Raw genomic sequence first — 14,929 nt, 5'->3', positions numbered from 1 at the left:
AATCCTTATGACTTACAAAGGTCAAACTTTGTTCGTCATAAGGATCTCAAAATATAAGTGCTTTACACTTTTTAAATTTATGACAAGACATTTAGTTCATTTATGAGCTAATAACCTTTTCAATGAATTTGAGATTTAATAAAGCAAATGCAATATACCGATCCTTGTCGCAAGATAAGGATCAAGTAATAGTTTTGGATTAAACTGAAGAGTTTGATCCTGGCTCAGATTGAACGCTGGCGGAATGCTTTACACATGCAAGTCGAACGGCAGCACGGAGAGCTTGCTCTCTGGTGGCGAGTGGCGAACGGGTGAGTAATATATCGGAACGTGTCCAATAATGGGGGATAACGAGTCGAAAGATTCGCTAATACCGCATACGCCCTACGGGGGAAAGCAGGGGATCGTAAGACCTTGCGTTAATGGAGCGGCCGATATCTGATTAGCTTGTTGGTGAGGTAAAGGCTCACCAAGGCGACGATCAGTAGCTGGTTTGAGAGAACGACCAGCCACACTGGAACTGAGACACGGTCCAGACTCCTACGGGAGGCAGCAGTGGGGAATTTTGGACAATGGGGGCAACCCTGATCCAGCCATTCCGCGTGAGTGAAGAAGGCCTTCGGGTTGTAAAGCTCTTTCGCAAGGGAAGAAAACTTATGATCGAATAAATCATGAGGTTGACGGTACCTTGATAAGAAGCACCGGCTAACTACGTGCCAGCAGCCGCGGTAATACGTAGGGTGCGAGCGTTAATCGGAATTACTGGGCGTAAAGCGTGCGCAGGCGGTTTTGTAAGTCGGATGTGAAATCCCCGGGCTCAACCTGGGAACTGCGTTCGAAACTGCAAGGCTAGAGTGTGTCAGAGGGGGGTAGAATTCCACGTGTAGCAGTGAAATGCGTAGAGATGTGGAGGAATACCAATGGCGAAGGCAGCCCCCTGGGATAACACTGACGCTCATGCACGAAAGCGTGGGGAGCAAACAGGATTAGATACCCTGGTAGTCCACGCCCTAAACGATGTCAACTAGTTGTTGGTAGAGTAAAATCTATGAGTAACGTAGCTAACGCGTGAAGTTGACCGCCTGGGGAGTACGGTCGCAAGATTAAAACTCAAAGGAATTGACGGGGGCCCGCACAAGCGGTGGATTATGTGGATTAATTCGATGCAACGCGAAAAACCTTACCTGGCCTTGACATGTACCGAATTGAGCAGAGATGTTCAAGTGCTCGAAAGAGAACGGTAACACAGGTGCTGCATGGCTGTCGTCAGCTCGTGTCGTGAGATGTTGGGTTAAGTCCCGCAACGAGCGCAACCCTTGCCATTAATTGCCATCATTTAGTTGGGCACTTTAATGGGACTGCCGGTGACAAACCGGAGGAAGGTGGGGATGACGTCAAGTCCTCATGGCCCTTATGGCCAGGGCTTCACACGTAATACAATGGTCGGTACAGAGGGTTGCCAACCCGCGAGGGGGAGCCAATCCCAGAAAGCCGATCGTAGTCCGGATTGTAGTCTGCAACTCGACTGCATGAAGTCGGAATCGCTAGTAATCGCGGATCAGCATGTCGCGGTGAATACGTTCCCGGGCCTTGTACACACCGCCCGTCACACCATGGGAGTGGGTTTTACCAGAAGTAGTTAGTCTAACCGCAAGGAAGACGATTACCACGGTAGGATTCATGACTGGGGTGAAGTCGTAACAAGGTAGCCGTATCGGAAGGTGCGGCTGGATCACCTCCTTTCTAGAGAACGTCTTGAACTATCAAGCATTCACACTTATCAGTTGTTAGGCATTATCAAAGAATCATTGGCCCGTTTTATTTAAGGGGTCTGTAGCTCAGCTGGTTAGAGCACCGTCTTGATAAGGCGGGGGTCGTTGGTTCGAGCCCAACCAGACCCACCAGATTTAATCTTTTTTTCCGAAACATGGGGGATTAGCTCAGCTGGGAGAGCACCTGCTTTGCAAGCAGGGGGTCGTCGGTTCGATCCCGTCATCCTCCACCAATTCTTTGATAACTAAAGACAAGCCTTAAGGGTTGTGATTCACAATCTTTAACGCTTAGCTTTATTGCTAGGTATGTTCTTTAACAAAATGGAAGAAGTAAAGTGAATTTATCTGACTTGTGATGAGCAGATAAATTCAAATGGGTAATTGATTGCAAAATCAGAAACAACATATGACTTTGTTTATACCTTATATATGTAGCTTTTTATAAGGATGTAAATATGGGTCTTAAGTTGCTTTAGAAAAACTTATAACAAGACGTCTCATGCGTCACCAAAATTTGAGTTTAAAAGGGCTCAGGTTTTAATGTTATAGGGTCAAGTGAATAAGTGCATATGGCGGATGCCTTGGCGATTACAGGCGATGAAGGACGTGGTAGTCTACGAAAATTTTCGGGGAGCTGGCAAACAAGCTTTGATCCGGAAGTGTCCGAATGGGGAAACCCACCCGCAAGGGTATCTGTCTCTGAATACATAGGAGACAAGAGGCGAACCGAGTGAACTGAAACATCTAAGTAACTCGAGGAAAAGAAATCAACCGAGATTCCGATAGTAGTGGCGAGCGAAATCGGAGCAGCCTGTTATTTTTAGCACACGTGTTAGTAGAACGGAATGGAAAGTCCGGCCATAGAGGGTGATAGCCCCTTATACGAAAACCCGTGTGTGGAACTAGGGTAACGACAAGTAGGGCGGGACACGTGAAATCCTGTCTGAACATGGGGGGACCATCCTCCAAGGCTAAATACTCGTAATCGACCGATAGTGAACTAGTACCGTGAGGGAAAGGTAAAAAGAACCCCGGAAGGGGAGTGAAATAGATCCTGAAACCGTATGCATACAAACAGTGGGAGCCCGCAAGGGTGACTGCGTACCTTTTGTATAATGGGTCAGCGACTTACATTCAGTAGCAAGCTTAACCGATAGGGGAGGCGCAGCGAAAGCGAGTCCTAATAGGGCGATTCAGTTGCTGGGTGTAGACCCGAAACCAAGTGATCTATTCATGGCCAGGATGAAGGTGCGGTAACACGTACTGGAGGTCCGAACCCACAAATGTTGAAAAATTTGGGGATGAGCTGTGGATAGGGGTGAAAGGCTAAACAAACTTGGAGATAGCTGGTTCTCTCCGAAAACTATTTAGGTAGTACCTCGTATATCATTCTCGGGGGTAGAGCACTGTTATAGCTAGGGGGGTCATAAGACCTTACCAAACTATTGCAAACTCCGAATACTGAGAAATGCAATTACGGGAGACAGTCCATGGGTGCTAACGTCCGTGGACAAGAGGGAAACAACCCAGACCGACAGCTAAGGTCCCAAATGACGTGCTAAGTGGAAAACGAAGTGGGAAGGCATAGACAGCTAGGAGGTTGGCTTAGAAGCAGCCATCCTTTAAAGAAAGCGTAATAGCTCACTAGTCGAGTCGTCCTGCGCGGAAGATGTAACGGGGCTAAGCACGTAACCGAAGCTTCGGGTGCATATTTATATGCACGGTAGGAGAGCGTTCTGTAAGCCTGCGAAGGTGTCTTGTGAAGGATGCTGGAGGTATCAGAAGTGCGAATGCTGACATGAGTAGCGATAAAGGGTGTGAAAAGCACCCTCGCCGAAAGCCCAAGGTTTCCTGCACAACGTTCATCGGTGCAGGGTGAGTCGGCCCCTAAGGCGAGGCAGAAATGCGTAGTCGATGGGAAACAGGTTAATATTCCTGTACCTCAATTTAATGCGATGTGGGGACGGAGAAGGTTAAGTCAGCCGGGTGTTGGATGTCCCGGTTCAAGCGTGTAGACAGATTCTTTAGGCAAATCCGGAGAGTCAATGTCAAGGCGTGATAACGAGTGAGCTTGCTCATGAAGTGACTGATACCATGCTTCCAAGAAAAGCCACTAAGCTTCAGTTAAGTTGAGACCGTACCGCAAACCGACACAGGTGGGCAGGATGAGAATTCTAAGGCGCTTGAGAGAACCCAGGAGAAGGAACTCGGCAAACTAGCACCGTAACTTCGGGAGAAGGTGCGCCCCGGTAGGTTGTAGCAATTTACTTGCGAAGGCCGATGGGGTTGCAGTGAAAAGGTGGCTGCGACTGTTTAATAAAAACACAGCACTGTGCAAACACGAAAGTGGACGTATACGGTGTGACGCCTGCCCGGTGCCGGAAGGTTAAATGATGGGGTGCAAGCTCTTGATTGAAGCCCCGGTAAACGGCGGCCGTAACTATAACGGTCCTAAGGTAGCGAAATTCCTTGTCGGGTAAGTTCCGACCCGCACGAATGGCGTAACGATGGCCACACTGTCTCCTCTTGGGACTCAGCGAAGTTGAAATGTTTGTGAAGATGCAATCTACCCGCGGCTAGACGGAAAGACCCCATGAACCTTTACTGTAGCTTTACATTGGACTTTGACAAGATCTGTGTAGGATAGGTGGGAGGCATTGAAGCGTGGTCGCTAGATCATGTGGAGCCAACCTTGAAATACCACCCTGATGTTGTTGAGGTTCTAACCTAGACCCCGAAACGGGGTTGGGGACCGTGTATGGTGGGCAGTTTGACTGGGGCGGTCTCCTCCCAAAGAGTAACGGAGGAGTGCGAAGGTAACCTAGGTACGGTCGGAAATCGTACTGATAGTGCAATGGCATAAGGTTGCTTGACTGCGAGACGGACAGGTCGAGCAGGTGCGAAAGCAGGTCATAGTGATCCGGTGGTTCTGTATGGAAGGGCCATCGCTCAACGGATAAAAGGTACTCTGGGGATAACAGGCTGATTCCTCCCAAGAGTTCATATCGACGGGGGAGTTTGGCACCTCGATGTCGGCTCATCACATCCTGGGGCTGTAGCCGGTCCCAAGGGTATGGCTGTTCGCCATTTAAAGTGGTACGTGAGCTGGGTTTAAAACGTCGTGAGACAGTTTGGTCCCTATCTGCCGTGGGCGTTGGAAGTTTGAGGGGGGCTGCTCCTAGTACGAGAGGACCGGAGTGGACAGATCTCTGGTGGACCGGTTGTCATGCCAATGGCATAGCCGGGTAGCTAAATCTGGAAGAGATAAGCGCTGAAAGCATCTAAGCGCGAAACTCGCCTCGAGATGATACTTCCCTGTGCTTTAAGCACACTAAAGAGTCGTTCAAGACCAGGACGTTGATAGGTCAGGTGTGGAAGCGTAGTAATACGTTAAGCTAACTGATACTAATTGCTCGTGAGGCTTGATCCTATAACCTTAAGACTTGTTCTTTTTAAGGTATATGATTTTTTTAAAGCTGACATTGTAATCAAGAAACACAATAACTTTACTTCTTCAAATTTTGTCCGAATTCGAGACATTGATCTTTGATCATTATCTCAACCAGTTTGCTTGGCGGACATAGAGAGTTGGAACCACTCCTTCCCATCCCGAACAGGACAGTGAAACGACTTATCGCCAATGATAGTATGCTTTTTGCATGCGAAAGTAGGTCACTGCCAAGCTTCTTATATTAAAAAACCCTAACCTCAGATTTGAGTTTAGGGTTTTTTATTGTCTGTAACTTTTACAATGAAATTATATTTTTTGTGACGTGTCTTTAAGTGTTGCAGTTCGATTAAAGATAGGATGATTTGTTTTTGAATCTTTTATATCTGCAACGAAATAACCGTGACGTTCAAATTGAAATTGTTCACCAGGCTTTATAGTCTCTAAACTTTTTTCTAATTCTGCTTCAATCGTCATACACGAATTTGGATTAAGCTGTTCTAAATAATTTGAGTCATGACTGCCAGGATGTTCTGTGCTGAAGAGTTTGTCATATAAGCGAATCGCACCTCGATAGCTGTGAGCTTTAGATACCCAATGAATGTTGCCTTTAACTTTTATACTGTCACTTCCAGGTGTGCCTGATTTTGTATCAGGTAAATATTCACATATTACTTTTATAACTTTACCGTTTGCATCTTTTTCAAAGGATGTGCATTTCACAACATAGCCGTATCTTAATCTCACCATATTGCCTGGATACAATCTAAAGAATTGTTTGGAAGGTTCTTCCATAAAATCTTCGCGTTCAATCCAGAGAGACTTAGATAATTTAACGACACGTTTACCAAGCTCAGGTTTAAGTGGATGATTCGGTGCAAAACAATCTTCATCTGTATTATCTGGATAGTTTGTAATTTCAAGTTCTATGGGATCTAAAACTGCGATGCGTCTTTCACATGATAGATTTAAGACTTCTCGCATTGACTCTTCGAGTGTTGCATAATCAATCCAAGAATCCGCTTTAGATACACCAATGCGATCCGTAAAAAGTTTAAAGCCTTCAGGTGTGAAGCCGCGGCGACGCGCACCTTCTAAAGTTGGTAGCCTTGGATCATCCCATCCCGTGACATGTTTATTTTCAACCAACTCAATGAGTTTTCTTTTTGAGAGGACTGCGTAAGTTAAATTTAACCTTGCGAATTCATACTGGCGAGGTTGGGGTTTAGATAACAAACCATTATCTATAAGTCGATCTAAAATCCAATCATAAAACGGACGTTGATCTTCAAACTCTAAAGTACAAATTGAGTGTGTAATTTTTTCTAGAGCATCTTCAATGGGGTGCGCAAAAGTATACATAGGATAAATACACCATGTATCTCCTGTATTGTGATGATGCGCGCGTTTAATTCGATAGATTGCAGGATCGCGCAAATTAATATTAGGCGATGTCATATCAATCTTAGCTCTTAATACCATAGATCCATCGGGATGTTTGCCATCACGCATTTCGCGGAACCATGCAAGATGTTCTTCTGTTGATTTATCACGCCATGGAGAATTTTTACCGGGTTCAGTGAGAGATCCACGATTGATTCGAATTTCATCAGGTGTTTGTTTATCAACATAAGCGTGACCGGATTGAATAAGAGATTCAGCTGCGTGATACATAAAGTTGAAATAGTGACTCGCAAAATAAAGATGAGAAGTTTTATTTTGTTCCCATGTAAAGCCTAACCACGACACATTGTTTTTAATGCTATCTACATATTCCTGATTTTCTTTTTCAGGATTAGTGTCATCAAAACGCAAATGACAAATGCCGTCGTAATCCTTAGCTAGTCCAAAGTTTAAAAAAATACTCTTTGCATGTCCTATATGAAGATAACCATTTGGCTCAGGAGGGAAGCGGGTGCGAATTTTTGCGGTATCAATAGGTGCTTTTGCATGATGAGCAGCATCTCCTGGAGAGCCTGCCCAGGTTTTGCCGTCATAACTTTTATTAGTTAAGTCGCGTTCGATCACGCCACGAATAAAATTAGAAGGTACTTGAGATGTAGTTTTGATGTCTGACATAATATATAGGCAATATTCTACACTGAAATGATGGCTTAATTCCCCCCAATCCATTGATCTTAAAGCTAAAACATAGACTCATATGATAAGATCAAGTTTTTAATGTCATACGAGTTTTATGCAGCATAGCCTCGTTTTTAAAGTCTTAGATGTGCTCTCCGATGGTAAATTTCATTCGGGAGAATCCATCGCTAAAACTTTCGATATTTCTCGCGTCTCGATCTGGAATGCCATTAAAAAAGCAGAAGAGTTTGGTGTGGAGATTTACTCTGTCCGTGGTCGAGGTTATAAACTAATTCAACCCATTACGCTTTTAAAAAAATCTTCTATCCAAAACGTCATGGGCGAAATTCATCACTGGTTTAACATGGAAATTTTTGACGTGATGGAGTCCACCAATAGTTACCTCATGGAAAGGGCCTCTTTAGATCATCCCCATGCCTCTGTAGCAGTAACGCATATTCAAACGAAAGGTCGCGGCCGTCGCGGTAGAAGTTGGCAATCTGCTCTAGGTGAAAGTTTAACTTTTTCACTTCTATGGCGATTTAATGGTGGAGCCGCAACTCTTTCAGGATTAAGTTTAGCGGTTGGCATTGCTCTAATACGAAGCTTACATCGATTCGGTGTGATGGGGGCGCAGCTTAAATGGCCTAACGATGTATTAATTCAAGATGGGTCTCAATATAAAAAATTAGCGGGTATTCTCATTGAACTACAAGGTGATATGGAAGGGCAGAGTAGCGCTGTCATTGGTATTGGCATTAATTTAAAACTTTCTAAAAAAAGTATGAGCCATATTGATCAGCCAGCGATCGATCTTGTAAGTGTGGGGTTAGAAGTGATCGATCCTAATGAACTGCTTGGACAGATCTTAAAAGATTTGGCAGATGTATTGGGTCAATTTAATACATCTAAATTTAGCTCATTAAAAGAAGAGTGGATGTTCTATCATGTCTATCAGCATCAGACAGTGACATTATCTTTAGGTGACGGAAGAGGAGTCACAGGTCTCGCGCAAGGGGTGACCGATGATGGAGCGCTTATCATTGAAACGCCATCAGCTGGCATCGAAACATTCTCATCAGGTGAAATTACATTAAGAAAAGTATAAATATGTTTCTACTTATAGATATAGGCAATACCAGAACAAAATGGATGCTCCGTGATAAGGATCGCATTTATAAACACGATTCTTTTTTAACAGAAGATATAGACCAAGATCATTTTGAATTCGATGTTGCAATTAAAAAAATACTTATTTCAAATGTGGCAGGATTTGAAAAAGAAGCCATTTTAAAAATCAAACTTAAAAAATTTTCGTGCCCTGTTGAATTTATTAAGCCACAAAAAAAGTATAAGTATCTTTTAAATGGATATAAAGAACCTACAAAACTAGGCGCTGACAGATGGTTGTCTGCATTAAGTGTATCCCATCATATCAAGAAGTCTGGAGTCATTGTCTCACTGGGAACTGCTGTGACGATAGACTATGTGAGCTTTGATCAAAAAAATAATCAATATACATTCGAAGGCGGTGTGATTTTGCCAGGACTGCATCTTACAAAAAATGCTTTAGCAAATAATACTGCTAATTTAAAAAGTTTCGAGGGTGTTGTCCAAATGCCACCCATCAATACAGCCAATGCGATTGAGTCAGGATTTGTAGTGAGTGTGCTAGGTAATATCAAATCTTTATTTGATATAGCGTGTTCAGAATCTGAAGATGTCGCGATTATTTTAAGCGGTGGTGATGCTGAGTTGATAGATCAGCATATGTATAAAAGTTTAAAAAAATACGTCTCAATCAAAAAAGATTTAGTGCTTGAAGGTCTTTTTATTTTCGCGAGTCATTAAAAAACGACTTTATCGTTTTTTAAGATAGAGGTCTGTGATCGTACCTTCTTTAACTTCCGCTGCAAAACAAACTGTTTCAGACAGTGTAGGGTGTGGATGAATACTTAAGCCAAGATCATGTGCATCAGCACCCATCTCAATCGCCAATACTGTTTCAGCAATGAGCTCTCCTGCGTTAACGCCTGTGATACCCGCACCAATAAGTCGATGTGTTTCTTTATCAAAAATAAGTTTAGTCGTACCTTCTGATCGATTGTTAGCTAACGCTCGACCACTCACTGCCCATGGGAAGCTTGCTTTTTCTATTTCAATATTATGTAATTTAGCTTCTGTTTCAGTCATACCTGCCCAAGCAACTTCAGGATCGGTATAGGCAACAGATGGAATCGCGATCGCTTGGAACTCAACTTTATGTCCTGCAATGACTTCCGCTGCGACCTTACCCTCATGGGTTGCCTTATGTGCCAGCATGGGTTGGCCTACAATATCTCCAATGGCAAAGATATGTGACACGTTTGTGCGCATTTGTTTATCTACCGGAATAAATCCTTGATCCGTGACGTTGACTCCAGCTAACTCAGCTTTAATAACTTTGCCATTAGGACGACGACCAATGGCAATTAAAACGCGATCATAAATTTGCGATTCTGATTTACCTTCAAATTCAAAAGCCACATGAATACCATCTGCTTTAGGTTCAATCGTATTAACTTTAGTATTGAGCATAATTTTTTCAAAACGCTGTTCCATACGTTTTTGTAATGGACGTACTAAGTCTCGATCACATCCTTGAATGAGTCCATCTGATAATTCAACAACGCTCACACGGCTGCCTAATGCATCGTATACAGTTCCCATCTCAAGTCCAATAATGCCACCACCTACAATGAGTAAACGCTTAGGTATGTCTTTCAGTTCTAGCGCACCTGTGGAATCCATAATACGTGGATCATCTTTAACACCAGGAAATTTTGTCGCTTGCGATCCTGCAGCCACAATACAATGCTCGAAACCTATCGTTTCAGAACTCCCATCTGCTTTTGTCACTTTAATTTGATGGGGGGAAGTAAATTCACCGACACCTTGTATCACAGTGACTTGTCTTTGTTTGGCCATAGCACTTAAGCCTTGCGTTAATTTACCGACCACATCGTTTGCTTTCCAATGGCGAATTTTTTCTAAATCAATTTTAGGGTCACCAAAAGTTACACCATGCTCTGCTGTTTCTTCAGCATCTGTGATGACTTTAGCTGTATGTAAAAGTGCTTTCGATGGAATACAGCCCACGTTAAGGCATACACCACCTAAGGTCCCATATCTTTCGATAAGCACTACTTTCTTACCTAAATCTGCAGCGCGGAATGCAGCTGTGTAACCGCCTGGGCCTGAACCCAAAACAACAAGTTCAGTTTCATGTGTCGATGTCATATTTGATTTTTTAGTGCTGGTTTGTGAAGACACTTCCGAAGGGATTTCTTTTTTTACTTCCGGCTTTGCTTCAACCTTAACTTCTGTTTTAGTTTCAGCCTTTTGCGGCTTGTCGTTAGACTCACTTAATTCAATGACAAGAATATTGGATCCTTGTTTGACTTTATCACCTACTTTTAAATCAATCTTTGTCACTTTGCCTTCGTGTGTGGAAGGAATATCCATAGATGCTTTATCAGATTCAACCGTAATGAGTGAATCTTCTTTCTTAATCATGTCACCAATTTTGACAATCACTTCGATGACTTCAACACTATCGAAGTTGCCGATATCAGGTACCGTGATTTGAAAAGTATTTGCCATATAGTATTAAAGAAGCAATCGACGCACGTCAGATAGCATCATGCGTAAGTGGCTGGTAAAACGCGCACCATCTGCACCATCAATGACGCGGTGATCGTATGATAGAGAGAGTGGCAAGATAAGCCTTGCTTCAAATGCTTTCGTTTTAGGGTCGTATATAGGCTCCATAGAGGACCTCGAGATTCCAAGTATGGCCACTTCAGGACAATTAATAATCGGTGTAAATTTTGTGCCACCAATACCGCCTAAACTTGAAATCGTAAAGCAACCACCTTGCATCTCTTCCATCTTAAGTTTGCGCTCGCGCGCTTTGGCGGAAAGCTCACCTAAATCTTTAGCGATGGCGAGCACATCTTTTTGGTGAACATCACGCACGACAGGTACCACCAAACCATCGGGTGTGTCGCATGCGAAACCGATGTTGTAATAACTTTTTAAAATAAGTTGATCGCCATCCGCTGAGAGAGAGGCGTTAAAGTTAGGATAAGTCTTAAGTGCATTGACACAAGCCTTCATAAGGAAGGCAAGAAGAGTGAGTTTGACACCTTTTTTTTCAGCATCGACTTGCATTGATTTTCTAAAAGCTTCGAGGTCGGTGATATCTGCTTCATCAAATTGAGTGACGTGAGGTGCGGTGACCCAATTGCGATGAAGATTAGCCCCTGACAATTTTTTAATTTTTGAAAGTGGTTTGGTTTCAATGTCTCCATATTGACTAAAGTCAATCACAGGCATGGGAATCACAGTCGGTGCGTTACCCATATTGTCTGTGCGAGGTCTCGCTAATTCACCTTTCACATAACTTTGTATGTCAGATTCAAGAATACGATTTTTAGGACCTGATCCTTGCACGAAGGCCAAATTAACACCAAGTTCACGCGCAAATTTTCTGACCGAAGGGCTCGCGTGCGATTTTTTATTGGGCGCCACAACCACACTATCGCCAATAGGCGCTGGCGTTTGCTGTGGCTTAATTTTTTGTGGAGGCTCTGGTGCTGGACGTGAAGGTTCAGGCATAGAAGTTTTTATCGCTTCTTCTTTTTTAGTTTCTTTCGGACTTTCTTTCACTTCCGATTTTTTATCAGACTCCACAATATCAAGCATCAATATAGGTGAGCCTTGTTTAATCTTATCACCCACTTTTAAAAAAATCTCTTTCACAGTGCCTGCATGAGGCGCTGGAATATCCATCGAAGCTTTATCTGTTTCTAGCGTAATGAGTGGATCATCTTTTTTGATGGCATCGCCTATCTTCGCGATGATTTCAATCACATCGACACTATCAAAGTTTCCAATGTCGGGAACAAGTATTTTTTCAATAGCCATAATTACTGCGTCACCGGATTAGGTTTGTTAGGATCAAGCTTAAATTTCTTAATCGCGTCAGTGACCACTGATGATTTAATCTTACCTTCATCACTTAAAGCCTTGAGTGTTGCCACCACGACATAATGACGATCGACTTCAAAGAAGTGACGTAATTTTTCTCTTGAGTCAGAGCGTCCAAAACCATCAGTACCGAGAGCTACAAATTTATGAGGCAAGAAGACAGCGATTTGCTCTGCAAATGATTTCATATAGTCGGTCGATGCAATGATGGGACCTTCTGCTTTTTTAAGCAGTTTTACGACGTGGGATTCTTTTTGTGGTTTATCAGGATTCATGCGATTCCAACGATCCGCTTCTAATGCATCCTTACGAAGCTCATTAAAACTCGTCACACTCCATACATCGGCTGACACACGATAATCACTTTCTAATATTTTTTGCGCTTCAATCACTTCACGTAAAATCACACCACTGCCCATGAGCTGAACTTTTTCACCTTTGATTTTTGAATTGGAGAACGAATACATACCCTTAATAATGTCTGCTTCACTTCCTTTTGGCATTTCAGGGTGGCTATAGTTTTCATTCATGACTGTGATGTAGTAGAAAACATCTTCCTGATTTTCAATCATGCGTTTTAAACCGTCTTGCATAATCACTGCAAGTTCGTATGCAAAAGTAGGGTCGTATGATACGCAATTAGGAATCATGGCCGCCATCAATTGGCTATGACCATCTTCATGTTGCAAACCTTCACCATTCAATGTGGTTCGACCTGCGGTAGCACCTAACAAGAATCCACGTGCACGTGAGTCACCAGCCGCCCAAGCAAGGTCCCCAATACGTTGGAAACCAAACATGGAATAGAAAATATAAAACGGAATCATTTGAATACCGTTAACGGTATATGAAGTCGCAGCTGCTACCCAGGAAGAGAATGAGCCTGCTTCATTGATACCTTCTTCTAGAATTTGACCATCTGTTTGTTCTTTATAGAACATGACTTGATCTGAATCTTGAGGTTCGTACAATTGACCGACGGACGAATAAATACCAAGCTGTCTAAACATGCCTTCCATACCAAATGTGCGCGCCTCATCAGGCACAATAGGTACAATATATTTACCGAGCTCTTTATCACGTACAAGGGTGGATAGAATTCTCACGAACGCCATCGTTGTTGATATTTCTCTCTCACCAGTAGCGGTTAACATATTTTCAAAAGTAGAGAGTGGTGGTGTTTTGAGTGGGTTACCTTTACGTTTACGTTGGGGTACAAATCCACCAAGCGCTTCACGTCTTTCCATCATGTATTTAATTTCAGGAGAATCAGGCGCAGGTTTATGGAAAGATAACTTCTCAACTTCTTCATTAGTAATTTGCAAATCAAAACGATCACGGAAAGCTTTTAAAGAATCGATATCCATGCTCTTTTGTTGATGGGTAATATTTTGACCTTCACCTGCATCTCCCATGCCGTAACCTTTAACGGTTTTAGCTAAGACGACTGAAGGTTGGCCTTTATGTGAAGTGGCTGCAGCGTATGCAGCGAACACTTTATGAGGGTCATGTCCGCCACGATTTAAGCGCCAGATATCTTGATCTGACATGGCAGCTACCATCTCTTTTAGTTCTGGATATTTACCAAAGAAGTGTTCACGTGTGTAAGCACCACCTTTAGCTTTAAAGTTTTGGTATTCACCGTCCACACATTCTTCCATGCGTTTTTTGAGTAATCCTGTTTTATCCATCGCGATTAATGGATCCCAGTAAGAGCCCCAAATCACTTTAATCACATTCCAACCGGAGCCTCTAAAATCTGATTCGAGTTCTTGAATAATTTTGCCGTTGCCACGCACAGGACCATCAAGACGCTGTAAGTTACAGTTGACCACAAAAATAAGGTTATCGAGCTTTTCTCGAGACGCCAATGAAATAGCGCCGAGCGACTCAGGCTCATCCATTTCTCCATCACCACAGAAGACCCAGACTTTACGATCTGAAGTATCTGCAATACCGCGATCATGTAAATATTTTAAGAATCGTGCTTGGTAAATACCCATGATAGGACCTAGCCCCATCGATACAGTTGGGAACTGCCAGAAGTCAGGCATAAGCCATGGGTGAGGGTAGCTTGATAATCCCTTGCCGCCCGTTTCCATACGGAAGTTAGTTAATTGGTCTTCACTGATACGGCCTTCTAGAAACGCTCTTGCATAAACACCAGGGGATGAGTGGCCTTGGAAGTACACAAGATCTCCTTGGAATTTATCATTCGCCGCCCTAAAGAAATGGTTGAAGCCGACATCATATAAAGTCGCCGCTGATTGGAAACTTGCGATATGGCCTCCTACACCTGGTGATTTTTCATTTGCACGTAATACCGTCATGATGGCATTCCATCTGATGAGTGCGCGGATGCGACGCTCCATATCGGGGTTACCTGGATGACGCTGTTGCAAGTGCGTAGGTATTGTATTGACGTAAGCGGTGGTCGCTTTGTAAGGTAAATTAGCCCCTGATCTTCGTGCTTGATCGATCATGGATTCAATTAAGAAATGAGCGCGCTCTACACCTTCTGTTTCAATGACGGCATTGAGGGCGTCAAGCCACTCTTGCGTTTCTTGATTGTCGATGTCAGGTATAGATGCCATGT

The 14,929-nt window shown here is 43.3% G+C and carries 6 protein-coding genes, 2 tRNA genes and 3 rRNA genes; 7 read left to right on the top strand and 4 right to left on the bottom strand.

What is annotated here, in order from left to right:
• The first annotated feature begins 201 nt into the window (after positions 1 to 201).
• From FIT79_RS04435 to rrf, 5 genes are all read left to right on the top strand, one after another.
• Positions 202 to 1,743, top strand: a 16S ribosomal RNA gene (locus FIT79_RS04435).
• Positions 1,744 to 1,827: 84 nt separating this feature from the next.
• Positions 1,828 to 1,904, top strand: a tRNA-Ile gene (locus tag FIT79_RS04430).
• Positions 1,905 to 1,929: 25 nt separating this feature from the next.
• Positions 1,930 to 2,005 (top strand) — tRNA-Ala (locus tag FIT79_RS04425).
• Positions 2,006 to 2,321: 316 nt separating this feature from the next.
• Positions 2,322 to 5,202: ribosomal RNA gene (locus FIT79_RS04420) — 23S ribosomal RNA — on the top strand.
• Positions 5,203 to 5,342: 140 nt separating this feature from the next.
• Positions 5,343 to 5,456, top strand: a 5S ribosomal RNA gene (gene rrf, locus FIT79_RS04415).
• Together the 16S, 23S and 5S rRNA genes with 2 tRNA genes alongside form the textbook arrangement of a ribosomal RNA operon.
• Before the next feature lie 73 nt (positions 5,457 to 5,529).
• Here rrf and FIT79_RS04410 read toward each other — a convergent pair.
• Positions 5,530 to 7,299: a glutamine--tRNA ligase/YqeY domain fusion protein gene (locus FIT79_RS04410; protein ID WP_139875771.1), complete on the bottom strand. Its 1,770-nt coding sequence runs from the start codon at positions 7,297 to 7,299 to the stop codon at positions 5,530 to 5,532.
• A gap of 118 nt (positions 7,300 to 7,417) precedes the next feature.
• On the opposite strand from FIT79_RS04410, the gene FIT79_RS04405 reads away from it, so the two are divergent.
• Together FIT79_RS04405 and FIT79_RS04400 are read left to right on the top strand one after the other, a co-directional pair.
• Positions 7,418 to 8,410: a biotin--[acetyl-CoA-carboxylase] ligase gene (locus FIT79_RS04405; RefSeq protein ID WP_139875770.1), complete on the top strand. Its 993-nt coding sequence runs from the start codon at positions 7,418 to 7,420 to the stop codon at positions 8,408 to 8,410.
• Between the two features lie 2 nt (positions 8,411 to 8,412).
• Positions 8,413 to 9,153 carry a type III pantothenate kinase gene (locus tag FIT79_RS04400; protein WP_139875769.1) on the top strand — a complete coding sequence of 247 codons (741 nt, stop codon included), beginning with the start codon at positions 8,413 to 8,415 and terminating at the stop codon, positions 9,151 to 9,153.
• Between the two features lie 9 nt (positions 9,154 to 9,162).
• On the opposite strand, the gene lpdA is transcribed toward FIT79_RS04400, so the two are convergent.
• From lpdA to aceE, 3 genes are read right to left on the bottom strand one after another with little or no spacing between them, the layout of a single operon-like run.
• A complete protein-coding gene (lpdA, locus tag FIT79_RS04395; RefSeq protein ID WP_139875768.1) occupies positions 9,163 to 10,944 on the bottom strand; it encodes a dihydrolipoyl dehydrogenase in 1,782 nt (593 codons plus the stop codon).
• 6 nt (positions 10,945 to 10,950) lie between these two features.
• Positions 10,951 to 12,270: a dihydrolipoyllysine-residue acetyltransferase gene (aceF, locus tag FIT79_RS04390; RefSeq protein ID WP_139875767.1), complete on the bottom strand. Its 1,320-nt coding sequence runs from the start codon at positions 12,268 to 12,270 to the stop codon at positions 10,951 to 10,953.
• A gap of 2 nt (positions 12,271 to 12,272) precedes the next feature.
• On the bottom strand, positions 12,273 to 14,927 hold the full coding sequence (aceE, locus tag FIT79_RS04385; RefSeq protein ID WP_139875765.1) for a pyruvate dehydrogenase (acetyl-transferring), homodimeric type: 2,655 nt from the start codon (positions 14,925 to 14,927) through the stop codon (positions 12,273 to 12,275).
• Positions 14,928 to 14,929: the final 2 nt, after the last annotated feature.

Source organism: Candidatus Methylopumilus universalis (assembly GCF_006365315.1).
Classification (GTDB): Bacteria; Pseudomonadota; Gammaproteobacteria; order Burkholderiales; family Methylophilaceae; genus Methylopumilus; species Methylopumilus universalis.
Note: the sequence above shows the minus strand (reverse complement) of the source record. Positions and strands in the feature narration are given on the sequence as shown.

Coding starts and splice junctions, on each gene's coding strand:
- FIT79_RS04410 (WP_139875771.1), bottom strand. CDS start 7,299: ATGTCAGACATCAAAACTACATCTCAAGTACCTTCTAATTTTATTCGT.
- FIT79_RS04405 (WP_139875770.1), top strand. CDS start 7,418: ATGCAGCATAGCCTCGTTTTTAAAGTCTTAGATGTGCTCTCCGATGGT.
- FIT79_RS04400 (WP_139875769.1), top strand. CDS start 8,413: ATGTTTCTACTTATAGATATAGGCAATACCAGAACAAAATGGATGCTC.
- lpdA (WP_139875768.1), bottom strand. CDS start 10,944: ATGGCAAATACTTTTCAAATCACGGTACCTGATATCGGCAACTTCGAT.
- aceF (WP_139875767.1), bottom strand. CDS start 12,270: ATGGCTATTGAAAAAATACTTGTTCCCGACATTGGAAACTTTGATAGT.
- aceE (WP_139875765.1), bottom strand. CDS start 14,927: ATGGCATCTATACCTGACATCGACAATCAAGAAACGCAAGAGTGGCTT.